The sequence below is a fragment of the Stenotrophomonas maltophilia genome, assembly GCF_004920835.1.
Classification (GTDB): domain Bacteria; phylum Pseudomonadota; class Gammaproteobacteria; order Xanthomonadales; family Xanthomonadaceae; genus Stenotrophomonas; species Stenotrophomonas maltophilia_AQ.
Genome location: NZ_QFHO01000010.1, coordinates 20,122 through 45,550 on the forward strand (window position 1 = coordinate 20,122; position 25,429 = coordinate 45,550).

Sequence of the window (25,429 nt, forward strand, 5' to 3'; positions counted from 1 at the left end):
ACGGCGGCTCAGCGCCGGGTATCGAAAATGTCGCGCGGGCCGGTGGCCTCGGGCAGGTATTCCAGTGGACGGCCCTGGTTGTCCTTCAGCTGCCAGCCCTGGTCGGCCCCGGTCGGCTCGAAGTTCACGGTCTGGCCCACGGTGAACTGCACGGCCGGATCGCCGATGCCGCGCGGGTACTGCATGGATGCGGTGTTCTGCGGATCGTTGGCATCACGCAGCAGCACTTCGCGGCGGCCATCCACGGTGGTGGCGATGGCGCTCACCTGCATCTGCGGCAGCTTGATCTGCTGCTGACGGGCCAATGGGCGACCCGCGTCGGCTGCATCCTGGGCTTCCTTCGCCGCTGCCGCGCGGGCCGACGCCACCATCTGCGTGGACATCTCCAGGCTCGGCCCCTGCGGGCCCGGGTCGTGGATGATCACGATGCGGCGTTCGGCGTGGGCGGCGGTCGAGCAGGCTAGGCCGGTGAGAATCAACAGCGGCATCAGGACAGCGTGCGAAAGGCGCATCTCGTTCTCCTTGCGGGATTCAGGGGCTGGCTGCGGCGGCACCGGCCACCGGCACGTGAGGGATCACCAGTTCCTGCTGCAGCTGGCTGCGCTGGTGCAGGAAATCGAACACCGATTCCACCGTCACCACCGAATAGTTGCCGGAGATGCGCTCGCCGGCCGGATGGTCGGTGGTGGTGGCGTTGGCCACGAACAGGCGCGCACCCACGCGCTTGCCGAGGCCGATATGCAGCACGCTGGGCTGGTACTTCTGCTGGCGCAGCCACTGCTGGGCCTGCTCACGCTTGACGATGGCCGGCGCGCCATCGGCCTGCGCCATCGCCGCCGCCAGCACTTCCAGCACCCACTGGTTGGAGTTCTGGTAGTCGGTGGCGAACGGGTAGGCGACCACGTTGTACCTGGTTTCGTGCAGCGCCTTTGGCTGGATCGACGGTGACACCAGCATCGCGCGCAGTGCTGCACGCAACGGTGCGGATGGCACGCCGATGCGCAGATCGGTATGGCCACCGCTCTCGCCGACGAAGTTGCCCAGCCCTTCGTGGTACAGCTGCGAGCTGTCGGTCTTGCAGCGGTTGAGCAGGTGCATCGCGCGCCAGCGGCCATCGTCCTCGCGCAGCAGGAAGGCCAGATGGCTGTGACGCAGGCCGTAGCGGCTCAGGTCCTGGCCACCACGTGCGGCGACCACCACGTCCACATCGGGCAGCGCGTCCAGGCGCTCGGCGGTGGTCCAGGCCACGTCCAGCATCGCCGCCTGCGAGGCCACGCTCGGGTAGCGCTCGCGGCACTCGGTGCTGTTGGCCCATGCCGGTGCGGTCGCCAGCAGGCTGGCGATCAGCAGCGCGGCGCGGGGCAGGCGGGAAAAACGATCCATGTCGATACCTTCAACGGCGGGCAGGCCCGCGCGCCGATCATACGCCGGTCAGCGCAGCGGGCGGTCCACGCCCTTGCGCTTGAGTTCCCGGTCACAGGCGTCGCTGATCGGCGCGATCGGCAGCGGTGGGCGCTCGCCAGTCTTCGGATCGCGCAGCGCTGGCTGTTCGCGGTATGCATCCAGCTGCTGCTGGCACTGGTAAGAAATCGGGTCCAGCTCGGTGGGCGTGGTGGAGCAGGCAGCGAGCAGGGCCAGGGGCAGCAGGAGCAGGGTACGCATGAAGACGTTCAGTGTGATGGGGGAAGCTGGACTCTAACCGTGCAGGCGGATCCAAATGTTCAGAAATCGCTGGACGAACGGGGTAGAGCCGGCCGCTGGCCGGCAATGGCAGGGGCTTCGGTAATGCATATAGCGTTGCCGGCCAGCGGCCGGCACTACCTCAATGCCAAACGCTGCTTCACTTGCGCGGCGATCCGCGCGGTTTCGCGCAGCGGCTCGATACGGTCGTACTGCCAGTCCAGCCAGTGCGGCTGCAACCGCCCGCGCTCGCGCAGCTGCTGCTGGAAACGTGCCAGCCGCCCCTGCGCGGTATCAGCCAGCGCCACCGTCACCGGCATGCGCGTGGCACAGGCTTCAGAAAGCAGGTTCACCGAATCGGGCGAGACGACCACGCGGTTGGACCAGCCCAGCAGGCCCGCGTACGGGTTCACGCCGTCGCCGCCATCGCCCCAGATCACATGTGGCAGATCGGCGAACTTCGCGCGCAGGATCTCGGCCAATGCCGGTGGCGTGCGCCGCGAAGTCGTGGCCAGCAGGCTGCCGCCCTCAGCGCGGATCTGATCGGCCAGCGCCTGGAACACGCCCACCATCGCTGCCTCGTCCCACGGGGCCAGCGGCGTCGGTCCACCCACCAGCAACGCGGTGCGCGGGCCGGGCAGGGTGCTGAAGCTGGCGAACGCGGCACGACCCCAGGCCAGCCAGTCGTCGTCCACCGGGTTGAGGCTGCCGAGCAGGGTCAGCACATTGCTGCCACGCAGAGCATCGTGCTCGGGCACCACCACCATGTCCCAGTGGCGGGCGCTGATGCGCGGGTCGAGGATCTGCACCACCTGGCTGCCACGCGCACGCAGCACGCGCAGGGCGCCGGCGGACTGGCGGCCACAGCCGATCGCCAACGGCGGGGCGTCCGCAGCTAGCGTCGCAAATGCCTCGCCGTAGCCGTCCACATCGCCCGGCAGGCGCCGTGGCGACAGCCAGCGCCAGGGCGCACGGGGCTGCAGGACCAGTGGCTGATGGGTACCCAGACGCAGCGCCGAGGCCAGCGCGACCGCCTGGCGGACATTGCCGGCACGGCCGTCAGTGACCGTCCAAGGCGCGCTCGATCGTTTCACCATTGGCATTAATTCGTTTCAGTCCTGCTGGGTGTTGCAACAGTCGCGACACTCTACACTGCGGCTCGTCGATTCGCCCCGCGCCGCCCGCGGGCACTGACCTTCCCTTAGCCGCCCTGGAGATCCACTGATGTCCCACGCGCTCGACGTTGCTGCCCTCGACCAGCTGTTCCGCACTGCCCGCACCCAGAACGCCTTCCTCGACAAGCCGGTCCCGGCCAGCCTGCTGCAGGAACTGTACGACCTGGTGAAGTGGGGCCCGACTGCGGCCAACACCACGCCGGCCCGTTTCGTCTTCGTCACCTCGAAGGAAGCCAAGGCCAAGCTGGCCCCGGCCCTGTCCGAAGGCAACCATGACAAGACCATGGCCGCCCCGGTCACCGTCATCATCGGCTTCGACCTGGACTTCCACGAGAAGCTGCCGTACCTGTTCCCGCACACCGATGCCAAGGCCTGGTTCGACGGCCCGCAGGAAGGCCGCCACGAAGCCGCCATCCGCAACGGCAGCCTGCAGGGCGCCTACCTGATCCTGGCCGCGCGCGCGCTGGGCCTGGATGCCGGTCCGATGTCCGGCTTCGATGCGGCCAAGGTGGATGAAGCCTTCTTCGCCGGCACCTCCATCAAGTCGAATTTCCTGGTCAACCTGGGTTACGGTGACTCGGCGGGCCTGTTCCCGCGTCTGCCGCGCCTGTCGTTCGACGAAGCGGCGCGCATCGCGTAAGTCGTTGTATCGGTTTCGGGCCCGCCGTCCCGCGGCGGGCTCTTGCTACACCGTGTACCCACCCTACGATCCGGAGAGTTCCTGAGATGAGCGCCACCCGTAAACTGCTGCTGCCGCTGGCCCTGACGCTGGCCATCGCCGCCTGCTCCAAGCCGGCCGACACCGCTGCCCCGGCCGCCGATGCCGCCGCCCCGGCCACCACCGGGCAGGCCGCCACCCCGGCCGCCGATGCCGCTGCTGCCGCGCCGGCCGCCGAAGCGATCAAGATCGCCTCGGGCACCTACAAGCTGGACCCGACCCACACCGACGTGCTGGCCCAGTGGAGCCACTTCGGCTTCTCCAACCCGAGCGCACACTTCGGCAACGTTGAAGGCACCCTGGTGTACAACGCCGAAGACGTGACCAAGTCCACCGTGGAAGTGAAGCTGCCGCTGAGCGGCCTGAACAGCTTCACCGCCAAGTTCGACGAGCACCTGAAGAGCGCCGACTTCTTCGACGCCGCCAAGTTCGCCGATGCCACCTTCAAGAGCACCAAGGTGGAAGCTGCTGGCACCAACAAGCTGAGCGTGACCGGTGACCTGACCATCAAGGGCATCACCAAGCCGGTCACCCTGGACGTGACCGTCAATGGCGGCGGCGAGCACCCGATGGCCAAGGTTCCGGCCGCTGGCTTCGATGCCACCACCACCCTGAAGCGCAGCGATTTCGGCGTCGGCGCGTATGCCCCGAACGTCAGCGATGAAGTGAAGATCCGCATCACCACCGAAGCCACCGGCGAAAAGCCGGCCGCTTGATGCACCCCACTCACTCGTCGTGAGAAGGCAGAAGGCCCGCTGAAAAGCGGGCCTTCTTTTTGGGTTCTGGTAGAGCCGGCCGCTGGCCGGCTGCGGACCTGGATTCGGTGGGTGCGGACCGTTGGTCCGCACGATCCCTCAGCGCAACGCGCCCAACCATGCAACGCACGCCTCGCTCGGGCTCTGCTTGGCCTTCACCGTCATCCCGCTCACGCGCGCGAAGGTCTGCGCGGCCTGCGCCACCACCTGGCGCGCGATCAGCGCTGCCTGCTTGGTCGCGGCCTGCTGCTTGCGCAGCTGCACGATGTTGATCGACGGTCGGCCCACCGGCGCGTACTTCTGGTCGCGGCGCAGCACGTCGGCCACCTGTGCCACTTCGAATTCGGCCTGCAGGTAGCGGTGTTGTGCCTCCACCAGCTCACGCAGCGGCGCGCGCAGCGCGGCCGGGTCGGCGAAGGTGGCCAGTGCCGCGTCGCAGGCGGCGTCATCGGCAAAGCGGGTACGCAGCGCATCCACGCTGGCCAGGGTCAGTTTGGCCATGTGGGCCTCGTTGCTGCAGGAAAGGAGCGCGATTGTCGCACTGCTTGCCGGGTCGTGCCGGCCGCTGGCCGGCAATTGCATGGGAGTGTGCTGACCAACGGTCCGCACCCACCGGTCGGCGGGTCCGCATCCACCTGATGCAAGGAGCAGCCGAGCATGGGCTCGGCTCTACAATGGCCTGCTTTTCATCCACGGAAGGAAGACCCATGCAGGACACGCAGTACTGGTTGAACGAATTCTGGACGGGCCTGAGCGTGCTCGATCTGCTGGGCGGCAGCGTGCTCGGCACATTGCTTGGCCTGGTGCTGGGCATCTTCGCCTGGCGCTGGCTGCATCGCCGCGCTTGGCTGCAGCGGCAGAGACGCTGGCATCACTGGCTGCTGGCCAGCTACGTGGTGCTGCTGCCGCTGGCCACCGCCTTCTTCGGGCTGCAGCTGGGCTTTACTGCCGGCGCACACCGCGCACTGTTCAAGCAGCTCGATCACTTCCAGCCGCACCTGCAGACCCTGGTGGAAGGCTGGAGCGAAGGCTTTACCGATTCACTGGACAACCCGCGCATGCGCGAGGCATTGCGCAGCCAGGGCACGGTGGGCGATGTGGCCGACACCATTGCCTCGGCCTATCTGAGCGAACATCCGTTGCCCGGCCTCGATCGTCTCGGTGACGGCCCATTGGCACGTGGCGCGGGATGGGTGATCGGCAAGGTGCGCGAGGGACTGCTGCGCGGCATGCTGGAAGACACGCTGGTGGACAAGGCCGGCACGATCGGCCTGGAGCCCAAGGTGGTGCGCGAGGCGCTGACCATGCATGTGGATGAGCTGCTGCACACCCGTGGCGTGCTGCGGCTGGTGAAGGCGCAGATCAACGGCATGATGCCCGGCGTGTACTTCGGGCTGCTGTTGCCGTTGTTGATCATTGCGCTGCTGGTGGCGCTGGAGATCTGGGCCGCGCAGCGGTCCGGATGGACGCGGCAGGTGGCGTCCAGCACGGTAGTGCCGGCCGCTGGCCGGCAGCTGCGGGTACCTGCCGAAGGTTCATGAGGTTGCCGGCCAGCGGCCGGCACTACCCATTCGAAGGCGTGCGGACCAACGGTCCGCACCTACCGTCTTTTGCTCAATCGCCGTCGGTTTCGTCCGGGTGGGCCTTCCAGTAGCCGGTCGAGCGGATCCAGTCGCGCGGCACGCCCAGGTGGCCTTCGATGAACTTGCGCATCATCCGCGCGCGGCGCGATTCGGTGGCGATCCAGTAGAAGACGTCGCCGTCCGGGGCCTCGAAGTCGGTCAGCATGTCTTCCAGCAGCGTGCTGCTGGCCGCCGGGAAGCCGTTGCGCTCCAGCCAGTGGATGCGCACGTTCTCGTACTGCGGCAGGGCCTGGCGTTCGGCCTCGTCGCTCACTTCAACGAAGGCCTGCACTTCGGCGCCGTCCGGCAGCACGTCCAGCCAACGGGCGATGGCCGGCAGCGCGGTTTCATCGCCGATCAGCACATAGGCATCGTAACTGTCGGCCACCACGAACGAGCCGCGCGGGCCGCCGATCACCAGCACATCGCCAGCCTGCGCCTGCTCGGCCCACGGCCCGGCAATGCCCTGGTCGTGCAGCACGAAGTCGATGGCCAGCTCGCCGGTTTCGTGGTCCCACCAGCGCGGGGTGTAGTCGCGGGCCGGCGAGGGCTCCTTGCCGTCCGGGTAGCTGCGGCCTTCGGCGGTCAGCACCGGCAGCACCATCTCGCCGCTGCTGTTGGGGAAGAACAGCTTGATGTGGTCGTCGGCGCCGGGCGAATCGAAGCCGGCCAGATCGTCGCCACCCAGCACCACGCGGCGCATGTGCGGGGTGACCTCTTCGGTGCGCAGCACGGTCAGTTCACGGAAGCGCACATCCAGGCGCAGGCGCGTGTTGTTGTGTTCGGTCATGGGGCTACCTGTAAAGGTGTCGCGCGGGGGCGCGCGGCGTAGGGGCGACCTGGCTGGATTCAGTCTGGCTGGGTCGTTGAAAAGGATTGGGTCTCGCTACCGGCCGTACCGTTGAGCAGCGCGGACGCCCGCGTCAGCAGCGCCGCTACTTCTTCCGCCTCGCCCTCGGCCCAGCGGCCGTGGTGATGCACCAGCGCCCGCTTGAACTCGCGCAGGGCGCCGGCCAGCGGCGGCGGCAGCGAGGCCTTGGTGATCTCGCGGGCGCGGTCGAAGGCGCGTCGCTGCGCCAGGCGCACCTGGGTGCGCTGCACCTTCAGCTCGAACTCGCCGGCGGTGGTGATGCGGAAGATCCGCTTGCCATCCACTTCCTCGGCCTCGATCCAGCCGGCCTGCTCGAAGCTGGCCAGCAGCGGGTACATGGTGCCGGCGCTGGGCGTGTAGGCCTGCATGAACTGGTTGCTGATCAGCTGCATCAGCTCGTAGCCATGGCGCGGCTGCTCGCCGATCAGGGCCAGCACCAGCAGGCGCAGGTCGCCGCGGCTGAGCACCCGCGGCTGGCCGTTGCGGCGCGGCACTGCCGGATCGGTGGAACGGGCTCTGGGAGAAGCGGTACGGCTCATTTCGATATATCGGTAAACGAGTGTGCAAACGATATATCGATATATCGAAGCCGACAATCATCGATCCGGCCACAAGCAGGTCCGTTTTGGGCCACGGCCGGCCCCGCGCACAGCAAAAGGGGCGCCCCTTGCGAGGCGCCCCGGCGATGCTGTGGAAGGGAGCGGGGCGGCCAGGCCCCTCACTCACGGTCTACCCTGGGCTCAATGCCAGCGCCGATCCAGAGGCGGGTGCGACACGTTGTCGCCGGTTCAGCGCCGGCTCGCGCTGCTGATACCGCAGGGGCGTGGAGCTGCCCCACAACCGTCATCGGCAGCGGTAACACTGCGTCCTGCACATGGGCGCAGCGGCCCGCAAGCGACAGCCCGCGCAGCCAACAAGGCCCGCCGCAGGGCCTTCAGCGGGTCCGGCAAGTCCCTTGCGGACACTGGCCGGTTGCATCCATACGCCTGCGTAGCCAAGTGACGAAAGCCCTTGGTGCGCTACACTTTGCGGTCTAGAAATCTATACAACAGTCGCGCGCGTGCGTGCGGTTATGGGAGCGCTAATGAACTGGTTGAACGAGGTGCTGAACAACGACCCGAATCCTGTGGAAACCCAGGAGTGGATCGAGTCGTTGAAGGCCGTTATTGATGTCGAGGGCTCCGAGCGCGCGCATCAGCTGCTGGAAGGCATGGTGGAACTGACCCGTCGTTCGGGCGCCTACCTGCCGTTCTCTCCCACCACCGAGTACGTCAACACCATCGAGCCGCAGCTCGAGGCCAAGAGCCCGGGCAATGCCGAGCTGGAATGGCGCATCCGCTCGATCATCCGCTGGAACGCGATGGCCACCGTGGTCCGCGCCAACCGCAAGCCAGGTGACCTGGGCGGCCACATCGCCTCGTTCGCCTCCGGCGCCACCCTGTACGACGTGGGCTTCAACCACTTCTGGCGCGCCCCGAGCGAAAACCACCCGGGCGACCTGCTGTTCATCCAGGGCCACAGCGCTCCGGGCATCTACGCGCGTTCCTTCCTGGAAGGCCGCATCAGCGAAGAGCAGCTGGACAAGTTCCGCATGGAAGTGGACGGCGGTGGCCTGTCCTCGTACCCGCACCCGTGGCTGATGCCGGAATACTGGCAGACCCCGACCGTGTCGATGGGCCTGGGTCCGCTGGCCGCCATCTACCAGGCGCAGTTCATGCGCTACCTGGAAAACCGTGGCCTGATCGAGAAGTCCGACCGCAAGGTGTGGTGCTTCATCGGCGACGGCGAGAGCGACGAGCCGGAAACCCTGGGTGCCATCGCGCTGGCCGGCCGTGAAGGCCTGGACAACCTGATCTTCGTGGTGAACTGCAACCTGCAGCGCCTGGACGGCCCGGTGCGCGGCAACGGCAAGATCATCCAGGAACTGGAAGGCGTGTTCCGTGGCGGCGGCTGGAACGTGATCAAGCTGCTGTGGGGCGGTTACTGGGATGCCCTGCTGGCCAAGGACAGCGACGGCGTCCTGAAGAAGCTGATGATGGAAACCGTCGACGGCGAATACCAGAACTGCAAGGCCTTCGGCGGCGCGTATACCCGCGAGCATTTCTTCGGCAAGTACCCGGAAACCGCTGCGATGGTTGCCGGCCTGAGCGACGACGACATCTGGCGCCTGAACCGTGGTGGCCACGACCCGCACAAGGTGTACGCCGCCTACCACCAGGCCGTGAACACCAAGGGCATGCCGACCGTCATCCTGGCCAAGACCGTGAAGGGTTACGGCATGGGCAGCGCCGGTGAGGCACTGAACCCGACCCACCAGACCAAGAAGCTGGACGATGAGGCGGTGCGCCACTTCCGCGACCGCTTCAACATTCCGGTGACCGACGCGCAGCTGGCCGACGGCCAGGTGCCGTTCTACCACCCGGGCCCGGGTTCGCCGGAAGTGCAGTACCTGCAGGAACGCCGTGCCGCGCTGGGCGGTTACCTGCCGCAGCGCCGCCGCAAGGCCGACAAGACCTTCGTGGCGCCGAAGCTGGAAGCCTACGACCGCCTGCTGAAGAGCAGCGGCGAGCGCAGCTACTCCACCACCATGGCCTTCGTGCAGAGCCTGAACATCACCCTGCGCGACAAGGAACTGGGCCCGCACATCGTGCCGATCGTGGCCGACGAAGCCCGTACCTTCGGCATGGAAGGCCTGTTCCGCCAGATCGGCATCTACGCGCCGTTCGGCCAGAAGTACAAGCCGGTCGACGCCGACCAGCTGATGTTCTACCGCGAAGACCAGAGCGGCCAGGTGCTGCAGCAGGGCATCAGCGAGCCGGGTGCGATCAGCTCGTGGATGGCGGCCGGTACCAGCTACTCGGTCAGCAACGTGCCGATGCTGCCGTTCTACATCTACTACAGCATGTTCGGCTTCCAGCGCGTGGGCGACATCGCCTGGCAGGCCGCCGACATGCGTACCCGCGGCTTCCTGCTGGGTGGCACCGCTGGCCGCACCACGTTGAACGGTGAAGGCCTGCAGCACGAAGATGGCTTCAGCCATCTGGTGGCCGGTGGCATCCCGAACGTGCGCAGCTACGACCCGACCTTCGGCTTCGAAGTGACCGTGGTTCTGCAGCACGGCACCAAGCGCATGATGGAAGACCAGGTGGACGAGTATTACTACGTCACCCTGATGAACGAGAACTACACCCACCCGGAAATGCCGGAAGGCGCGGCCGAAGGCATCGTCAAGGGCATGTACCTGCTGACCGACGCCGGCAAGCCGAAGAAGGGCGAGCTGCGCGTGCAGCTGCTGGGTTCGGGCACCATCCTGCGCGAAGCCATTGCCGCGGCCGAGCTGCTGGACAAGGACTTCGGCGTGACCGCCGATATCTGGAGCTGCCCGAGCTTCAACGAACTGCGTCGCGATGGTTTCGACGTGGAACGTGCCAACCGCCTGCACCCGGAAGGTGAGCAGCGCAAGGCCTACGTGACCGAGCTGCTGGAAGGTCGCCAGGGCCCGGCAATTGCCGCCACCGACTATGTGCGTGCGTATGCGGACCAGATCCGTGCGTTCGTGCCGATGTCGTACACCGTACTGGGTACGGATGGCTTCGGTCGTTCGGATACGCGTGCGAACCTGCGTCGGTTCTTCGAGGTTGACCGGTACTACATCGCGCATGCCGCGATTGCAGCGCTGGCGAAGGAAGGGAAGATGACCGCGAAGGATGTGGCCCGGGCGATCAAGCAGTACAAGATTGATCCGGAGAAGGCTAATCCTGTTGGGGTTTGAAGGAAGCGAGGTAGAGAAGTTTTCACATCTTCTCTAGACCGCCTGATTTGTGGTCTGCATTGGAGAAGAGGGGGGCCGTCAATTTTGCGGCCCTCTTCCTTTCGAGCTATTCCGCAAGGCGGTTGAAGTATTTTTTGTGAACGTTTATGGCTGGACGACTGCTTGGAACTGAGTTCCCTGGGCAGCGACTGCTTGATCTGAAGTGAGGTGGAGCCCTAACTTCAGCTGAACCGTGCACTATAGGCCACTGCGACCATTGCTTATTCGCAGGTTCTAAGACTGTGAATTTGCACAATGCACCGTTGAAGCTCAAGAGAGCTTGAATCAGAAATCTTGTCGTGCGAAGTTGATACCGCGATCTTGCGATCATTCCTCCGTGCGATTCAATTACACACGGGAATTAAAATTATGTTGCCAGTCGTTTCATTGTTTTCCGGTGCGGGTGGCCTCGATCTTGGAATCAAAAAGGCAGGAAAGGGAAAGTTTGATTTTCGCGCCTGGGTAGAAGCTGACGTTGATTGCAGGCGCACTCTGGTGAAGAACAAGATGGCGTCAGAGAAAACTGGCTCACTCTTCGGTGATATCGAGAATGTCAGTCCTATCGAATTAATGGCCGCCGCCAAGCTGTCCCCAGAAGAAACCTTTCTTTTGGCGGGGGGGCCCCCGTGCCAAGCATTTAGTACGGCAGGATCGAGAGGGTCTGTCCAGACCCCCCAGGGAAGAGTAGTGCATTCTTACTTTGAGATGGTTCGGCATCTTCGACCACGTTTCTTTCTCTTCGAAAACGTTAGAGGGCTATTATCTGCTGCGCTTGAGCACTTGCCTTTGAGTGAGCGGAAGCACCCGCAGGAAATTGCGCAGCGTGAAGAAAATCAGTTGGGTTCGGTGATGCGTTTGCTTGTCTTGCCGACGTTCAAAAGTCTCGGTTATGAGGTCGCATACGGATTGCTTTGTTCCGCAGACTACGGTACTGCGCAAGTACGTCATAGAGTTTTTATCATTGGCAGCAGAGATAAGGAGCTGCGTTCGGGGGTCTTTAGAAAGATCACGGGGCGCGAGCTTTCCGTTAATGACCTGGTTCCTGCGACTCATCATCGCCTCGCACCGTATCCTCCAATAAAGCCATGGCGAACCCTCCGCGATGCAATTGGGCACATGGGCGAGAAGGAGCCACTGCATAGTGATACTTATGCATATAGTGCGGAGCGTGCAGAAATATTTAAAAATATTCCCGCAGGTAGAAATTGGAAGTTTGTACGTGAAAATCCGGATCTATTTCCTCCGGGATATTTGGAGGAAATCATGGGTTCCGCAATTAACTCGGGTGGGGGTAAGGAAGGGTTTTGGCGTCGTCTTTCTTGGGACTCTCCCGTTCCAACGCTTACTGCTCAGCCGCAGCAACTTGCATCTAGTCTTTGCCACCCTTGCTTCGAGCGCCCACTCTCCATTGCAGAATACGCGGAGCTTCAAGATTTCCCTGCGTCCTATCATTTTGAAGGCTCAAAATCTTCCAGGTACCGGCAGATAGGTAATGCGGTGCCAGTTCGAATGGCTCAGGCGGTTGTTTCTTCAGTCTTGTCTATTGCCGGGGAAAATTAATGACAGTGCCTAAAGATATTGTTATCGGGCGGTTGAATTTAAATGTTGACACTCTATTGAAGAGTGGTTCAAGGATGGTTAAAGGGCTATTTCTTTCTGAAATAGTTTCTCCGTTCAGGAGTTCTGGGAGGAGTGGGGAGGCATCCCCGTTTATAAAGACGCTTTTTCCTGAAATTCGACTTGCTGCGATGCTGGAGCGCTCTCTTAATACATCGTTGGGGTGGGGGTGGGACAAAATCGCTGGGGACATAGCGCGTGCGACGCACGGGAATGCTGAGGTTGGATATTTTGTCTCGGGGCAGATTCCCGCTGCGACGTCTGCGCAGATCGATGCTTTATGTGCAGATTATACAAGTGGAGATGATCACGGCTCTCCTTCCACAGCCAATGAGCTCACTCAGATTTTAGCTGGTGCGTCAGGCCCGGGAGCGCGCGAAAACGTAAGAGAGAAGGATGATGTCTTTTATGTTTCGATGGATGGTTTTGAGAATCATGTTGAAATCAAGACGCCGAAGCCAAATTATGATCAGATGAGAGCCGCAAAACGCAGAATCCTTCGGCTTCATGCTGTACGACATCCGACTTCGGTTCGCGCCTTTGTTGGCCTTCCATACAACCCCAATGGTCTGTTCGGAGACTATGGTTGGCCGACCACTAAGTATTTTATGGATTTCGATAAAGATATTTTGGTTGGGAGGGAGTTTTGGAATTTTATTGGTATGTCCGATCAGACATATGATGATCTGCTTGATTGTTTTTTGCAGGTTGCGGAGGGTCGCCGTGCAGAGCTGATTGAGCTATTGGAAGGCAATGTCTAGGAGGGGGTTTGCATGATTCCGTTTGAGAGATTCAATGAGATTGCTAGCGACTTTTATGACCCAGAATTTTCGGATCGCTATTTGGCGCGCAGCTTTGCCCTGGGCGTTAGCAGCGTCGGGGCTGACGGCCGTGAGGCGTGGGTAGTGTTGCGCAGCGAAGTGAATGGCACGCGAGCAGTGGAGCTTCATTTAGAAGAATCTCACGGGTCGCCCGATGACGAACTTGATGTATCGGTTGCAGTATCAGCGACCTTCGCAGTCTGGTTGGAGATAGCTGGAGGAGGACTCCCCGCTGCAGTTTCCTCGGCAGATCGTGGTGATCTGTACATATCTGGCGCACTTCCTTACTTTATCCGAAACGTACGCCTCCTGATGGAAATGGTGGTGTTATTTGGTGTTTCAGTTGAAAGTAATGCTATCCGATAGGGGGAAGGTTCGGCGTTACCACTAACGCCAGCCATGTCGCTGCCGACGCCCCGGCATGGGGAGCGGGAGAATTTCGCTTATTGCTGTGGCTAACAAATTCCCATTGGCTGGCGTTTCGTGCGGAAAATGTGGGTTATAGCTGTGGGGCTATTGCCCAATGTTCGCTTATAGACAGCGCTACATACGCGGTACGGGGAGATGGCGCTGGTCTACCCGCGGCATGCACATTTTAATCGGCCATTGCCTATATTCGATTTCAGTGAAGCCTTGTGCCTGTGAATGCTTCTGTTCGATATGGAGCACGGTGTACTCAATCTGCCAGAGGGTTAGGGCTCGAAGTCATGAGCCGATTGCGGTCGAGAAGATGGCAAGTCATCCTCCAGTTCCCAATGCCTTCAACTGCGTGGGTCAGCGCTCTCTCAACAAAGATCTGATCTCATATCGCGATTTCCGTCAATGAAGACTATGACGAGTAACGATTTGGAATTGCCCAGCAGCACGTAGGGTTTGCCTTCGATGCTTAGCTCGAAGAACTTCCCATGGGGTTGTCCAGCTTCTAGTGACAACTCGTTCGGCGATGCGAACCTTGAGATTCGGATTGCGTCCTCTTGCATGGTGGAACACTCGGCATCAGAGATTCGCTCACAAGTGCTGATCTCAACCTGGGCTTGGGACATGGTTGCCAACCCAAGGGTCGCGATGAACAGCGCGACGGCAAGCGCAAGAGGAAGGGTGAAAAGCTTCATGATTCGCCCTCAGAACAGGAAGCTACTCCTGCACCGCCAACCGCTCAGCCACCTGCGCAGTCAACGCCACACACGCCATCTTCAACCCTTCCATCACCCGATCCCCCAGGTACTCCTCAGGCGCACCATTCTGCCGCGTTCGCTCCGCAGCCAACATCAGCTCCGCCACCACGCGCAGCCCAGCCAGCGCGCAATCCGCATCCGCCAACTGAAGGCAACGCCCCGGCAGTTGATGCCGTTCCGGCCAAGGCTGGCCATCCGCAGCAGCACCGGTTCCGATGCGGCGCAGCGTGGCAACGAAGGTGTTGGGATCGACGGACGGTTCGCGCTCGGCTTCGGCGTTGTCCGGATCGTACTGCGCGTGCAGGGAACGGAAGTCCGATGTGTTCATGGCAATGCTCCGTACAGGACAGATAGCAGCGCCACCAATAAAGGCGGCGGACGGTGCGTGGCTCGAAAACCGGTAAGTACCAGACCGGCGGGCACGAAGGCCCCCACGCACCGCCCGCCATAGAACGCGAACGGATTGCCAGCCGGCGCCACACAAAAGGTGACGCCGGCCGGCAAGCGCATACATCTGGTACATAGACGGGTTTTCGAGTCCCGCGCCACCCTTTTTCGGTGGCACGCCAAGAGATACCCGCGTAGAGGCCAGATGCCAAGAAACTGCAGAGCTGACGATTGCCAGTCCTGACGCTTTCGGGATTGTCGCACACGGTGTTAAGCCGGCAAGCGATTGCGCCGCAACGGTCTTGAGGGGCTTGGCGCTATTGGCCCCAAGCGCAGGATGCCTACAGCCAGGCCCACGGCGTAGGACCAATTACGACAGATTGGAGCAGCAGTTCAGCCGGGCTGCGCCTCGGCCGTGGGCACGAAGGTCATACGGACCCGAACCCGCGCATGCAGCGCGACTCCTTCAACCACGACCGGCTCGAAGCGCCACTGGTCCACTGCGGTAAAGGCCGCGCGATCAATCTCCCGCAGTCCGCTGGACTGCGCCACCATCACGTTGGAAACGTGGCCCAGCTCATCCAGTTGAGCAACCAACAGCACCTCCATGGAAACCTTCAGCAAGGCATCGGACGGCGTAGCAGGGGCCGTTGAATACACAACGGCAGGCGCCTGCCGCAGCTCGAAGGTGGGGTTGTCACCGCGCTCTACGAACACTTCAATGGAAACCTGCGGATCTGCCGCCATGGCCATGGCAGGTGTAGCGCCCAGCAGCATCAGAACGAGGTTCAGTGCCAGGGGGGTGTTCAAACGAGGCATACTTGGTTTCCATTCCGGTGCGCTACCAGCATAGCGGCCATGCCCTGGCATCGCTTGCCTTGAATGCCGGCGTGCCGGACTGCTGCGCGGATCACATAGGCGCGGCCGGCCGTGGCCACAGCGCATCGTCGCGCTCCAGGTCGTAGTCGCTGCCGAAGGCCAGCGCCGCCTCGCGCGGCGGTAGGTCTGCGTAGCAGCCCAGCAAGTACTCATCCATGCCGGCATCGCGGTGGTCGATGGCGAACAGGTGGAGAAGTTCCCTGTCGAAGGCTTCCAGCCATGCGGGGTCGATCTTGGTCATGTCATCCTCCAGAGGGGAAAGGGAGGATGGCTGGAGCGCGTCTCAAGGCGTGGGACGCATGCTTGACCAGGTTCCGAATCTCGCAGTGATCTGATTGCACGAGGTGGAAGGTCGGGGTAGAACGGGGCAGACTCGCTACGGCGCATCATAGCTAAAGAAGGCGGAAGAGCATGGAAGCATCGAAGTCGAACCAGCCTGTTCCTGGCAAGTACTTCCTCCTGATGCCTGATACCACGCGTGGGGGAAAGGGGCACGGCGTTGTGTTCGAGAACGCGAAGCGGCTGCGCATCCCGCCTCGCCTGATCCTGCGACCAGAAGAAGGGGGATTTCCCCCCATGGCGGAGAAGCCGCTGCTGGTTTACTCGGCAAAGAAGGGGAGCCTCCCAGAGGATCTGGAGGGGGCATGAGCGGCTACTGGATGGTCTCCGAACGATTACGCGGTGCTCTTGTGTCTGTAGATCCGGCTGGCTTCGAGTTTGTAGAGTGTGACTACCGCCTTGCCGATGGATCCAAGGGCCCGCGGTACTTCCTGTGCGATGTAACCCGTGAACGCGATGCGGTGGACGAAGAAGCCTCGAAACTTCGGATCATCACTGACGCAGGCTATCGAGGTGGGAAGTTCTACGACCTAAGGGGCGGAGCCAGTCTGGCGTTCCGCAAGCAGGTCATAGGTCAAGCCAGAATATTCCGGACGCCTTACTCGGGAAACTTCGTCTTCTGCGACAGAGAGCTCCGCGACGCTGTGTGGAACGCTGGAATCGGTGGGCCGCGTGCATCGCGAGGCCTCTGGTTCACTGACGCGGCCAGCATCTAAGTCAGAGTTCTGAAGGCCGGACTTTTGGGCGCCTTTGATATTCGCTTCAATTGCTTATGAGCGCCTTCGATTCACATCAACAACGTGGGATGAAAAGCATGCGATCGGACTCCACCCATCAGCCGCGCAAGGGCGAGTTCTTCAAGCTTCGACCGGATGCTACCCGAGGAGGGAAGGGCCACGGGGTGGTCTTTGATAACGAGGATGCGTTGCTTGTGACTCCCAGGCTGATACTTTTGCCCGAAGCCCGTGGCCTCCCTCCACTGCGTGAAACCCCACGCTTGGTCTATCGGGAGCGGCAGGGTGTACCTCCACAGGATCTGGAAGGCGGGTTGAGCGGCTATTGGCTGGTCTCCGAGCGTCTGCGCCAGGCTATGGAAGAGATCGACCCTGACGCGTTCGTTTTCGCTGATACCGACTATCGCTTGGAAGACGGTTCAAAGGGACCAACCTACTTCCTTTGCGACGTGGTCCGTACGCTGGATGCCTTGGATGAAGAAGCGTCCCAGCTCAACATCGTGATCAGCGATGAGTACGCGGCAGGAAAATACTACCGCCTGACCGGTGATGTCCGGTTGGCGTTCAATCGCGAGGCGCTGGGATCGGCCCACGTGTTCAGATTGCCCTTCCATGGCGGGGTTTTCTGCGACCGAACGTTCAAGGATGCGGTGGAAGCTGCCGGCATCGTCACGGCCAAGAGATCCAACGGGCTCTGGTTTGAAGATGTGGTGAACTGCTGAGTCGGTCCCGTCGGCGCCAAGCTCGTGACCGATGCTGCAAGTATGCGGAGTGCGGTACATGCCTCAAATTCGGAAGGGAACAAGCACATGCCCACGTTAGAACGTAATCAGCCTGCGCCTGGCGAGTTCTATCTGCTGATGCCTGACACGACCCGAAGGGGAAGAGGGCACGGCGTTGAGATCGAAAATGAGGACGCACTGCTGACGCCTCCCAGGCTGATCATACGCCCGGAAGAAGGCGGTTTTCCTCATCTGGCGCAGAGACCGCGTCTGGTGCTCGATCCAATGCTGGGGGATCCACCGCAGGACCTCGAAGGAGGAATGAGTGGCTACTGGTTGGTATCAGAGCGCCTCAAGAAGGTCTTCAATGAAATCGATCCCGTTGCCTTTGAGTTCGTGGAGTGTGATTACCTGCTTCCGGACGGCACAGAGGGCCCAGCGTACTACCTGTGTGAGGTTGCTCGCGAACTTGATGCCGTCGATGAGGCGGCATCGAGGTTCCGGGTCATCGTTGATGAGGGCTATCCGGGCGGGAAGTTCTACGACCTACGTGGCGGAGCAAGCTTGGCGTTCAAGAGGGAAGTAATCAGGGATAGTCATGTCTTCAGGAGCCCGTACTCCGGCGATCTTGTGTACTGCGATCGCATGTTCCGGGATGCCATGAGGGATGTGGGAATCGGAAGTGACAGAGAAACGCGCGGTCTGAGGTTCAAGGACGTATTCAGAGTATGAGCGAATTTCACACCGCCTTGCTGTCAGGTCCAAGTGTGATCGATGTAAGCTCTCTCACAGATCGCATTGCAGGAAGCCCAAAGGAAAACGACGATGGAACCTATGGCAATCAATGAACCTGAATCGGGAAGATTCTTCCTGTTTGCGCCGGAATTGGAAAGCAATCGTCGTTTCAGAGGAGCGATCTTCGAGAACGTTCAGGCGCTGCTGTCGCCACCTCGGATAATCCTCAGGCCAGAGAACGGTGGATTTCCCGAGCTCCGGGAGAAGCCCCGAATTGTGTTCGATGCCTCTCAGGGGCCTGCGCCGCGGGATCTGGAGGGTGGTTTCAGCGGGTACTGGCTGGTCTCGGAGCGGCTCCAGCGCGTAATGAACGCGTTGGATCGAGGTGCCTTCGCATTCGCCGAATGTGATGTTCGCTTTGCAGATGGCGCGCAGGGCCCACGTCACTTTTTGTGCGACGTAGTGAGAGAGCTGGACGCGGTGGACGAGGATCGTTCACGGCTTGATATTGAGATTGACGATGACTTCGTCAATGGCAAGTTCTACTCGATTGCAGGCGGTGCCAGCTTGGCCTTCAAGAACGATGTTCTGGCAGGAGCGCATGTCTTCCTCACGCCATTCAGTACGTTCGTAATCGCTGATCGTCAGTTCGTGGATGCTGTGCATGCGGCGGGAGTGCCGGATGATCCGGAGTCGAGTGGAATATCTTTCATTGATGCATCAGATATCTGATTAAGTGCGGCTGCACGGAAGGAGCCTCCAGATGCCTCGAGCCGTTCCCAGCTTTCAGCAACATCACGCCATTGAGCAACAGACGCTTGGCAATAGTCGCTTGCTCAAGGCTCTGGCTGATGCGGGTCGCTTCAACATCGATGCCGATCAGAACCTGATCAATATGCCCCACGACAAGGCGCTCGCGCAGGCCTTGGGTGTATCACCTCACAGCGGCGGACCGATTCGTGAGTATCGAATCGGATTGGAAGCCAATCTTGCCCGCCTCGAGCAAAGCCGGGATGGCCGAGCAGCGCTGGCCGGCGACCCGGAGGCAATGGATCGCATCGCTGCCAAAGTTCATCGGTTGAGCGACATTTCACAGGTCGGCCTGGTCAACGGCGATCTGAGAACGAACACTGCTTTAGGACAAAGCACCGATCAGGCGCGTGCACAGACGAGGGAGTTCTACAGGAGGCCCGAGGAGTACGCCCTGCAGCACTCTGGACAGCTGGAGCACCACCAGCAGTCTTCCGTTCTTTCCAGGCAATGGAGCGTCGTTACACCCAACGAGAGCCGCGTTGTATACACGCTCCAGCACTTTCAAGGGTCCGGACAGCCGCTGATACGTGGCGGCAACATCGAGCTGCAGCGCAACGGATTGTCGAATGCCATCGCTGATGCCCATCACGCCGGGCGTCTCCAAATTTCCCCGGGCGGCGTTCTTGTAGTTGAATCTGTTCTTGGTGAAGAGGCCGCGTCACGCCTTCGTGCTCCGGTCGGGCAACGCGGCGGAGTTGCATTGGACCTCCTCCTCGGCGAAGCCTCCACCAGCCAACTGATCCGCTCCGGCGGCCTGCTCGCCTCTGGCGCCGACGCTGTGATCACCGCCCGCCGAACCTCGCAACTGCTGGAAGAAGGCAACGGCACCGCCGCTCAGTCCGAGCTCACCCACGCCCTGGCGCGCAACGGCGGTGGGTGGATCGGTGGCATGGCCACGGCATCGGTGATCGGCACCTCCAGCTTCGTCCCTGCGGCCATCGTCGCGGGCGATGCGCTGCTGATGAGCAAGGCGTTCGACAAGGGCGCCGATTTGCTCGACAACCGCGCCGTCTACCGGCAGACCGACAAGGCGGACGTGACATGGCAGTTCAATGGCCTCAACTGGCAGCGCCAGGCGGCCATGGACAGTGCGGGCGACGGCCTGGGCAATCCTGCCGAGCGCAGCGTAGGTGCCAGCTACGAGAAGGCCCGTGAGCTGGGCGCGTATGCCCATGTAAAAGCGGTAGAGCTGGCGCTGGGTAAGGCACCGCCGCCGCAAGATCCCTTCAGCATCCCGGCGCGGGACGGCGAGGGCCGCCTGGACAATCCCAACTGGCACCGCGATGCGCAGACCGAGCAATGGACACGCCAGGTCAAGATCGGTGTGTCCGGTGCCAATGACCGGGGTGTCTACGAGACGCAGACCGCCAGCCCAGAACGCGCCAGCGAGCTGAATCGCGAGGCAGTGCAGCGCATCGAGAGCAACATCGCCCATGGCAAGGCCGGCATCGCCGCCAGCTATCTGGAGGCGCGCGCCGCCACCCGTGCCAGCGACTTCGTGCCGCTGGTGCCCGAAGCGGTGGAGCAGGCCCGCGCCGAGAGCGACGCCGTTCTTGGCTCGGACAACCAGCGCTACCAACGCGATGAGGCTGGCCAATGGACGCACGCCGGCCAAGCAGCGACAGGCAACATGGCGCTGGAGCTGGAACTGACCCGCACCATCCAGCAACCATCGCTTGAGCATTTCAACCAGAACATCGCTGCATTGGAAGCGCGGCCGTTGCCATCGGCAGGCGAGATGAACCAGAACGAGCTGCGCCACAGCTACTACGCTGCGGGCGTTGCGCTGTCACCGGCATGGGAGCAAGCGATTGCGCTGGCCACGGCACGCACGCGCGAGCAGCACGGCATTACGGGTCCCACGCTGCAGGAACTGGGGCCCGCAGCCGAGGGCAACGCGGGCGCCTCCCGGCCCATCACCCATTACCAGGTAGGTCAGGATGGCGTGGCGCGCGCCGTCGCGACCACCAGCACGCAGGAGCTGCAGGCCGCATGGAATGAGGTGCGGACGCGTGCCAATGAGCAGGCGCCGTTACCGGACTCGCCCGAGCTGCGCATTGCCGCGCTGTCGGCGGGTGAGCAGGAGGCTTACCGGCAGGCACTGCAGGAGGCCAATCGGCAAGGTGCTGCACAGGTGGATGCAGGGCAGGCTGCACGAGCGGCCGCGCAGGTGGCACATGGCGACAAACCATCGGAGCAGGGCGGGAACGTGGAAGCGCGGCCTGAAGAGCCGGCGACTGCGCAGCCCATCGCGCCTGCGACGGTTGCGGCATCGTCGCCAGCGACAACGGTCGCACCACCACCTACGCCCGCGCCACAGGACAAGCCCGCGCCTCAGCGGCACGCCGAGCAGCGCGATCCGCCGCGGCGTGAGGCGGAGCCCCAACCTCAGCCCCATCCAAACAGCGAGGCGCCCACCGAAAACCGTACTGCCTCACAGACGCCGGAGCCCACCGAGCCTATGCAGGCGCACCCGGCCGCACCTGAGCGCGCGACGCCACACGCTGCCGCGCCTCTGGCAGCGGCAACGCGGGCGGTGCCCACGCAGCGCACAGAGCAGGTACCGGAGCCGGAGCCGGAGCAGATGGCTGCACCTGTGATTGCTCTCACTCCACAGCAGGACATGGCAGTTCAGGAGGTCGAGCCGGTGCCCTTCAAGGAGCCGCTGCCTGCTGAGCCTGCGCGCGATCCATGGCCTTTGGAGCAGGAAGCGGCACAACACGTGCCAGAGCCCGAACCGGCTCCATTGGATGACCTTCAGCCCGTCACTGCGGCTGTCACTGTTCCTGCCGAGCCCACGATAGCGCCAAGCCCTGAGCCGGCCGCGCCCGCACCCGCACCGGATGAGGCATCGGCCCCGAATCGGGCGCTGCAGGACCCCACGCAGCCCGGTCACCCCGATCATGCGCTGTATCAGCAGATCCGCGAGGGCGTGGAAGCGCTGGATGCAAAGCACGGCCGCAGCTTCGATGAAGTCAGCGAACGCATGACCGCCAGCCTTCTGGTACTGGCCAAGGACAACGACCTGGAACGGGTGGACCATGTGCTGGTGAGCAACGCTACGCACGAGCACTCTGCCGGGCACACGCTGTTCGTGGTGCAGGGCGAGCCGAGCAATCCGGCCCATCAGCGCGCTGCGATTCCGACCGAGATGGCGGCGCAGACACCGGTGGAGGAGTCACTGCAGCAGTTCGACTCTGTCAGCCGTGAAGCGCATCAGCGCGCGCTTGCAAATCAGATGGATCAGCAGCTGGAAGACCAACGGGTGCAGCACGATATACAGATTCGTGCGGCGAGTATGTGATTCGATGGAACGTGCACTCAAGTTCAGGTGGATGCTGCCGATAGGGCGTTACGCGCGTGCGTTGCGCGCGGGGCCGAAGCTCATCGATGAGCTTTCGATGAATTGTGAATGCAGATGGATCCGCAATGAAAGCAACAGATCTGATCGAATCGTTGACCCGGAAGTTGGGAACCACCTCGCAGGGTGAGCTGGCCGCTGCTCTGGGGGTATCAGTGGGAACGCTGATCAACTGGAAGAATCGCGACGAGGACCTTAGTGCCAATCAGGTGGCTTCCGCGTTGGCGAAGTCGCGGGAAGCGGCCGTGGATGAGTCGCAGTTCAGGGCGATCCAGCCAATTGTAGAGTTCTATACGATTGACCGGTGCCTGACCAAGCAAGAGAAGAGTTGGCAGGTTTTCAACGGTGGTTCGGGCGCGAGCAAGTATGCGCAGGGAGTGAAGGCCGAGCTTGAAAATAGCTGTGGCATCTACATCTTCTATGATTCCCGTGGCCAGGCCTTGTACGTCGGAAAGGCTCGTGAGCAATCGCTCTGGAAGGAAATTAACCTGGCCTTCAATCGACGGCGCGATGTACAGTCCATCTCGCTGGTTAGCCATCCTGATCGGAATCGGGAGTTCAAGCCAGGCTACGAAAAGCTTCGCCAGCCGAAACGGGTCAGTCTCGAGCTGTTCGACTTGGCTGGGTACTTCAGTGCGTACGACGTGGACCCGGGGATGATCGATGATCTCGAAGCCCTGATGGTTCGTGGCTTTGCCAACGATCTTCTGAACATCCGCATGGAGACGTTCGCCCACTCGCGAAAGTGACCGTTCCGCGCTGGGTGGCGTGCAATCACGTCACCGGCGCAACGATCACCGGTTGCAGTACCCGCTCTCGCGGGATTGCCGTCTGGTTCACACATTCAGCAAGCCGATCCCGCAGCTTGGGCCTCTCCACCTGCCCCCCATCCCACCTATGCCATCATCCGGCCAGGACCGCAGCACCCATCAAGGCTGAACAGGCATGGAGCAGGCAACACGCTACACCGCAACGCTGTACCTGGCCGCCCCCGGCACCCCACTGAAGAGCGGGGGCATCTCGCCGCGCGGCCATATGTACCTGCAGGTAGCCGCAGACGACGAGGCCCACAGCTACGGCTTCGCACCACGGCGCCATGCGCCAGGCGAAACCCGCACCGGTGTGCAGTACGCGCAGGTGCGCCACGACGATGCCGACGAGCATCTGGACCCGTACTACAGCCGCACCCTGGAAATCACCGAGGAGCATTACGGCTGTCTGCGTGACTTCGCTGAGGAACCGGCCGAGTTCGAATTCGATGTGGATCGCCCGGCCACCATCAACCGCTGCAGCGATTTCGTCTGGGCGGCGTTGCATTACGCTGGTCTGCATCCGCTGCCGGCGCCGCTGGATGGCGGCAGCAATCTTGGCGAGTTCGCGGTGCTGTTCAACCTGCCGGAAATCCAGTGCATTGCCGCACCGTTCCCGGGCAGCGATCTGAATGCCGAAACCCATCATGCGATGCCCGAGCGCGAGGCCGAACATCATCGCCAGGGCGACCGCGCCAGCGATGAGCCGCCGCCGACGCCGATTGAAGTGGCCGGCACGCTGCTGGACCCCTCGCATCCGGACCATCGCCTGTTCGCGCAGCTGATCCAGAAAGTGGCCGAGCTGGACGCCGCGCATGGCCGCCCGTTCGATGCGGCCAGCCAGCGCATCAGTGCCAGCCTGCTGGTGCTGGCCAAGCAGAACAATCTCTCGCGTGTGGACCACGTGCTGCTCAGCCAGCCGACCAGGAACAGCCATGTCGCCGAAAGCATCTTCATCGTGCAGGGCGACCGCAACGACCCGGCGCACCGCCGTGCCAGCATCGCCACCGAAGTGGCGGCCAAGACCGATGTGGCCGATTCGCTGCGCTTGAAAGAGCAGTAATCCGCGCGCCTGCCATACGCGCGCCGGCGCACGCCACGCCCCCCACCTGCTACCATTCCCCCGCTACCCAGCCAGCCCACCCCGCGCAGACAGATGCAGGTCGGGCCGTCGTAGAACGGCCCAGCGAGCCAGGACACCCTCCCGTGCCCATTCAAGGACGCTCGCATGTTCCGTAATCCTCTCTTCCGCTCGGCCGCCTTGGCCGTTGCCGTTTCGCTCAGCCTCGGCGCGCCCTCCGCGTTCGCCGACAACGCACCCGCCGCCAGTGCCACCGCCTCTGTGCAGCGCCAGGCCGTGGCCAAGGGCCTGTACGAACTGGCCTACAGCCCGAAGCAGAACGCCGTGTTCGTGGCCTCGTCCGGCGGTTTCGGCGATGACGCCGGCCCGGCCCAGGTGCTGCGCCTGAACCCGACCACGCTGGCCGTGGAAACCCGCATCCCGCTGGAGCGCAAGGCGTTCGGCGTGGTGCTGGATGACGCCCACAACCGCCTGTACGTGGGCAACACCGTGGACCTGTCGGTGACCGTGGTCGACACCGCGCAGAACAAGGCTGTCGGCACCATCCAGTTGATGGAGAAGAAGACCGGCAAGGACGGCAAGGCCGCCTACACCCACGACCTGCGCGAGCTGGTGGTCGACAGCGCCGCCAACCGCCTGTACGTGACCGGCCACAGCAGCCAGCCGGACGTGAGCAGCGTGCTGTTCGTGATCGATACCAACACGCTGAAGGTGATCAACACCATCGACGGCCTGGGCAATGCCAAGGCGCCGGGCCTGGCGCTGGATGCGGCCAACAAGCGCGTCTACACCAGCAACCTGCTGGCCGATCTGGTGGTGGTGGGCACCGATTCGAACAAGGTGGTGGCGCAGCACAAGATCGCCGCCGAGCAGCCGATGAACATCGCGCTGGACCCGGCCGGCAAGCGCCTGTTCGTGACCGACCAGGGCTCGGAATTCCTGCGCGGCTACCAGGCCAAGAGCAGCGGCCTGGTCAGCAAGCATCCGGGCCAGCGCGTACTGGTGCTGGACCGCAGCACCGGCAAGGAACTGGCCAGCATTCCGACCGATGCCGGCCCGCTGGGCATCCTGCTGGATGCACCGCGCAAGCGCCTGTACGTGACCAACCGCGAAGCCGGCACGGTGACCGCCTACAACAGTGACAGCTATCAGAAGGTGGCCACGTACACGGTGCCGACCCACCCGAACAGCCTGGCGCTGGATGCGAAGAACAACGTGCTGTTCGTGAGCATCAAGAACGGCGAGAAGGACAACAAGGGCGCTGACGAGAGCGTGGCGCGGATTCAGCTGTAAGCGTTCGCGCTGGATTGATGGGGCCCGCATC

Annotated in this window: 25 protein-coding genes and 1 pseudogene; 15 read left to right on the plus strand and 11 right to left on the minus strand. The window is 62.7% G+C overall.

From position 1 onward, the window contains the following. Positions 1-8: 8 nt before the first annotated feature. From DI041_RS09210 to DI041_RS09225, 4 genes are all read right to left on the minus strand, one after another. Complete coding sequence (locus tag DI041_RS09210; protein WP_046984475.1) at positions 9-512, minus strand: hypothetical protein; 504 nt, start codon at positions 510-512, stop codon at positions 9-11. Between the two features lie 19 nt (positions 513-531). After that, positions 532-1,383 carry a DUF2145 domain-containing protein gene (locus DI041_RS09215; protein ID WP_046984460.1) on the minus strand — a complete coding sequence of 284 codons (852 nt, stop codon included), beginning with the start codon at positions 1,381-1,383 and terminating at the stop codon, positions 532-534. A 48-nt stretch (positions 1,384-1,431) separates the two neighbouring features. Beyond that, positions 1,432-1,662 carry a hypothetical protein gene (locus tag DI041_RS09220; RefSeq protein ID WP_046984459.1) on the minus strand — a complete coding sequence of 77 codons (231 nt, stop codon included), beginning with the start codon at positions 1,660-1,662 and terminating at the stop codon, positions 1,432-1,434. A gap of 155 nt (positions 1,663-1,817) precedes the next feature. Continuing rightward, positions 1,818-2,777: a mitochondrial fission ELM1 family protein gene (locus DI041_RS09225; protein WP_136639535.1), complete on the minus strand. Its 960-nt coding sequence runs from the start codon at positions 2,775-2,777 to the stop codon at positions 1,818-1,820. A 127-nt stretch (positions 2,778-2,904) separates the two neighbouring features. Between DI041_RS09225 and DI041_RS09230 the strand changes: the two genes are divergently transcribed. Both DI041_RS09230 and DI041_RS09235 read left to right on the plus strand, forming a co-directional pair. Continuing rightward, entirely contained in the window at positions 2,905-3,495 is a 591-nt protein-coding gene (locus DI041_RS09230; RefSeq protein WP_136639536.1) for a malonic semialdehyde reductase, read from the plus strand. A gap of 86 nt (positions 3,496-3,581) precedes the next feature. Next, positions 3,582-4,289, plus strand: a complete 708-nt coding sequence (locus DI041_RS09235) for a YceI family protein (protein WP_136639537.1) — start codon at positions 3,582-3,584, stop codon at positions 4,287-4,289. A gap of 138 nt (positions 4,290-4,427) precedes the next feature. On the opposite strand, the gene DI041_RS09240 is transcribed toward DI041_RS09235, so the two are convergent. After that, a complete protein-coding gene (locus DI041_RS09240; protein WP_136639538.1) occupies positions 4,428-4,829 on the minus strand; it encodes a hypothetical protein in 402 nt (133 codons plus the stop codon). A 206-nt stretch (positions 4,830-5,035) separates the two neighbouring features. Between DI041_RS09240 and DI041_RS09245 the strand changes: the two genes are divergently transcribed. Further along, positions 5,036-5,869 (plus strand): hypothetical protein, encoded by an 834-nt coding sequence (locus DI041_RS09245; RefSeq protein WP_136639539.1) that lies wholly within the window; start codon positions 5,036-5,038, stop codon positions 5,867-5,869. Positions 5,870-5,942: 73 nt separating this feature from the next. Here the strand turns inward: DI041_RS09245 and DI041_RS09250 are convergent, their stop codons facing one another. Continuing rightward, positions 5,943-6,740, minus strand: a complete 798-nt coding sequence (locus tag DI041_RS09250) for a siderophore-interacting protein (protein WP_136639540.1) — start codon at positions 6,738-6,740, stop codon at positions 5,943-5,945. Between the two features lie 59 nt (positions 6,741-6,799). Continuing rightward, positions 6,800-7,360 carry a PadR family transcriptional regulator gene (locus DI041_RS09255; RefSeq protein WP_136639541.1) on the minus strand — a complete coding sequence of 187 codons (561 nt, stop codon included), beginning with the start codon at positions 7,358-7,360 and terminating at the stop codon, positions 6,800-6,802. 545 nt (positions 7,361-7,905) lie between these two features. Between DI041_RS09255 and aceE the strand changes: the two genes are divergently transcribed. From aceE to DI041_RS09275, 4 genes are all read left to right on the plus strand, one after another. Further along, positions 7,906-10,593: a pyruvate dehydrogenase (acetyl-transferring), homodimeric type gene (gene aceE / locus DI041_RS09260; RefSeq protein ID WP_136639542.1), complete on the plus strand. Its 2,688-nt coding sequence runs from the start codon at positions 7,906-7,908 to the stop codon at positions 10,591-10,593. Between the two features lie 333 nt (positions 10,594-10,926). Further along, the gene (locus DI041_RS09265) at positions 10,927-12,192 is read left to right on the plus strand and encodes a DNA cytosine methyltransferase (RefSeq protein WP_136639543.1); all 1,266 of its coding nucleotides are present in this window, start codon (positions 10,927-10,929) and stop codon (positions 12,190-12,192) included. After that, the gene (locus DI041_RS09270; RefSeq protein WP_136639544.1) at positions 12,192-13,010 is read left to right on the plus strand and encodes a TdeIII family type II restriction endonuclease; all 819 of its coding nucleotides are present in this window, start codon (positions 12,192-12,194) and stop codon (positions 13,008-13,010) included. Before DI041_RS09265 ends, DI041_RS09270 begins: the two co-directional genes overlap by 1 nt. Positions 13,011-13,022: 12 nt before the next feature. Further along, positions 13,023-13,436 (plus strand): hypothetical protein, encoded by a 414-nt coding sequence (locus DI041_RS09275; protein WP_136639545.1) that lies wholly within the window; start codon positions 13,023-13,025, stop codon positions 13,434-13,436. A gap of 419 nt (positions 13,437-13,855) precedes the next feature. Here the strand turns inward: DI041_RS09275 and DI041_RS09280 are convergent, their stop codons facing one another. The 4 genes from DI041_RS09280 to DI041_RS09295 all read right to left on the minus strand — a co-directional run bounded on the left by DI041_RS09280 (position 13,856) and on the right by DI041_RS09295 (position 15,752). After that, the gene (locus tag DI041_RS09280; protein WP_136639546.1) at positions 13,856-14,182 is read right to left on the minus strand and encodes a hypothetical protein; all 327 of its coding nucleotides are present in this window, start codon (positions 14,180-14,182) and stop codon (positions 13,856-13,858) included. A gap of 22 nt (positions 14,183-14,204) precedes the next feature. Next, entirely contained in the window at positions 14,205-14,573 is a 369-nt protein-coding gene (locus DI041_RS09285) for a hypothetical protein (protein ID WP_136639547.1), read from the minus strand. A 452-nt stretch (positions 14,574-15,025) separates the two neighbouring features. Further along, positions 15,026-15,451 carry an energy transducer TonB family protein gene (locus DI041_RS09290; RefSeq protein WP_136639548.1) on the minus strand — a complete coding sequence of 142 codons (426 nt, stop codon included), beginning with the start codon at positions 15,449-15,451 and terminating at the stop codon, positions 15,026-15,028. A 91-nt stretch (positions 15,452-15,542) separates the two neighbouring features. Further along, positions 15,543-15,752: a hypothetical protein gene (locus DI041_RS09295; protein ID WP_136639549.1), complete on the minus strand. Its 210-nt coding sequence runs from the start codon at positions 15,750-15,752 to the stop codon at positions 15,543-15,545. 221 nt (positions 15,753-15,973) lie between these two features. Between DI041_RS09295 and DI041_RS09300 the strand changes: the two are divergent. From DI041_RS09300 to DI041_RS09335, 8 genes and pseudogenes are all read left to right on the plus strand, one after another. Beyond that, positions 15,974-16,566 (plus strand): annotated as a pseudogene (locus DI041_RS09300) (imm11 family protein). 98 nt (positions 16,567-16,664) lie between these two features. Beyond that, complete coding sequence (locus DI041_RS09305; protein ID WP_136639562.1) at positions 16,665-17,306, plus strand: DUF1629 domain-containing protein; 642 nt, start codon at positions 16,665-16,667, stop codon at positions 17,304-17,306. 87 nt (positions 17,307-17,393) lie between these two features. Then, positions 17,394-18,038, plus strand: a complete 645-nt coding sequence (locus DI041_RS09310; RefSeq protein ID WP_136639550.1) for an imm11 family protein — start codon at positions 17,394-17,396, stop codon at positions 18,036-18,038. Positions 18,039-18,131: 93 nt separating this feature from the next. Next, positions 18,132-18,773 (plus strand): DUF1629 domain-containing protein, encoded by a 642-nt coding sequence (locus DI041_RS09315; protein ID WP_136639551.1) that lies wholly within the window; start codon positions 18,132-18,134, stop codon positions 18,771-18,773. 31 nt (positions 18,774-18,804) lie between these two features. Further along, entirely contained in the window at positions 18,805-22,158 is a 3,354-nt protein-coding gene (locus tag DI041_RS21220; protein WP_169050360.1) for an XVIPCD domain-containing protein, read from the plus strand. A 125-nt stretch (positions 22,159-22,283) separates the two neighbouring features. Further along, positions 22,284-22,964, plus strand: a complete 681-nt coding sequence (locus DI041_RS09325) for a helix-turn-helix domain-containing protein (RefSeq protein WP_136639552.1) — start codon at positions 22,284-22,286, stop codon at positions 22,962-22,964. 196 nt (positions 22,965-23,160) lie between these two features. Then, positions 23,161-24,087 (plus strand): XVIPCD domain-containing protein, encoded by a 927-nt coding sequence (locus tag DI041_RS09330; RefSeq protein WP_136639553.1) that lies wholly within the window; start codon positions 23,161-23,163, stop codon positions 24,085-24,087. A gap of 165 nt (positions 24,088-24,252) precedes the next feature. Continuing rightward, on the plus strand, positions 24,253-25,398 hold the full coding sequence (locus tag DI041_RS09335) for a YncE family protein (RefSeq protein ID WP_136639554.1): 1,146 nt from the start codon (positions 24,253-24,255) through the stop codon (positions 25,396-25,398). Positions 25,399-25,429 lie beyond the last annotated feature (31 nt).

Excerpts from the sequence above, each read along its gene's own strand:
- DI041_RS09210 (WP_046984475.1), bottom strand. The coding sequence starts at position 512 with ATGCGCCTTTCGCACGCTGTCCTGATGCCGCTGTTGATTCTCACCGGC.
- DI041_RS09215 (WP_046984460.1), bottom strand. The coding sequence starts at position 1,383 with ATGGATCGTTTTTCCCGCCTGCCCCGCGCCGCGCTGCTGATCGCCAGC.
- DI041_RS09220 (WP_046984459.1), bottom strand. The coding sequence starts at position 1,662 with ATGCGTACCCTGCTCCTGCTGCCCCTGGCCCTGCTCGCTGCCTGCTCC.
- DI041_RS09225 (WP_136639535.1), bottom strand. The coding sequence starts at position 2,777 with ATGGTGAAACGATCGAGCGCGCCTTGGACGGTCACTGACGGCCGTGCC.
- DI041_RS09230 (WP_136639536.1), top strand. The coding sequence starts at position 2,905 with ATGTCCCACGCGCTCGACGTTGCTGCCCTCGACCAGCTGTTCCGCACT.
- DI041_RS09235 (WP_136639537.1), top strand. The coding sequence starts at position 3,582 with ATGAGCGCCACCCGTAAACTGCTGCTGCCGCTGGCCCTGACGCTGGCC.
- DI041_RS09240 (WP_136639538.1), bottom strand. The coding sequence starts at position 4,829 with ATGGCCAAACTGACCCTGGCCAGCGTGGATGCGCTGCGTACCCGCTTT.
- DI041_RS09245 (WP_136639539.1), top strand. The coding sequence starts at position 5,036 with ATGCAGGACACGCAGTACTGGTTGAACGAATTCTGGACGGGCCTGAGC.
- DI041_RS09250 (WP_136639540.1), bottom strand. The coding sequence starts at position 6,740 with ATGACCGAACACAACAACACGCGCCTGCGCCTGGATGTGCGCTTCCGT.
- DI041_RS09255 (WP_136639541.1), bottom strand. The coding sequence starts at position 7,360 with ATGAGCCGTACCGCTTCTCCCAGAGCCCGTTCCACCGATCCGGCAGTG.
- aceE (WP_136639542.1), top strand. The coding sequence starts at position 7,906 with ATGAACTGGTTGAACGAGGTGCTGAACAACGACCCGAATCCTGTGGAA.
- DI041_RS09270 (WP_136639544.1), top strand. The coding sequence starts at position 12,192 with ATGACAGTGCCTAAAGATATTGTTATCGGGCGGTTGAATTTAAATGTT.
- DI041_RS09275 (WP_136639545.1), top strand. The coding sequence starts at position 13,023 with ATGATTCCGTTTGAGAGATTCAATGAGATTGCTAGCGACTTTTATGAC.
- DI041_RS09280 (WP_136639546.1), bottom strand. The coding sequence starts at position 14,182 with ATGAAGCTTTTCACCCTTCCTCTTGCGCTTGCCGTCGCGCTGTTCATC.
- DI041_RS09285 (WP_136639547.1), bottom strand. The coding sequence starts at position 14,573 with ATGAACACATCGGACTTCCGTTCCCTGCACGCGCAGTACGATCCGGAC.
- DI041_RS09290 (WP_136639548.1), bottom strand. The coding sequence starts at position 15,451 with ATGCCTCGTTTGAACACCCCCCTGGCACTGAACCTCGTTCTGATGCTG.
- DI041_RS09295 (WP_136639549.1), bottom strand. The coding sequence starts at position 15,752 with ATGACCAAGATCGACCCCGCATGGCTGGAAGCCTTCGACAGGGAACTT.
- DI041_RS09305 (WP_136639562.1), top strand. The coding sequence starts at position 16,665 with ATGCGATCGGACTCCACCCATCAGCCGCGCAAGGGCGAGTTCTTCAAG.
- DI041_RS09310 (WP_136639550.1), top strand. The coding sequence starts at position 17,394 with ATGCCCACGTTAGAACGTAATCAGCCTGCGCCTGGCGAGTTCTATCTG.
- DI041_RS09315 (WP_136639551.1), top strand. The coding sequence starts at position 18,132 with ATGGAACCTATGGCAATCAATGAACCTGAATCGGGAAGATTCTTCCTG.
- DI041_RS21220 (WP_169050360.1), top strand. The coding sequence starts at position 18,805 with ATGCCTCGAGCCGTTCCCAGCTTTCAGCAACATCACGCCATTGAGCAA.
- DI041_RS09325 (WP_136639552.1), top strand. The coding sequence starts at position 22,284 with ATGAAAGCAACAGATCTGATCGAATCGTTGACCCGGAAGTTGGGAACC.
- DI041_RS09330 (WP_136639553.1), top strand. The coding sequence starts at position 23,161 with ATGGAGCAGGCAACACGCTACACCGCAACGCTGTACCTGGCCGCCCCC.
- DI041_RS09335 (WP_136639554.1), top strand. The coding sequence starts at position 24,253 with ATGTTCCGTAATCCTCTCTTCCGCTCGGCCGCCTTGGCCGTTGCCGTT.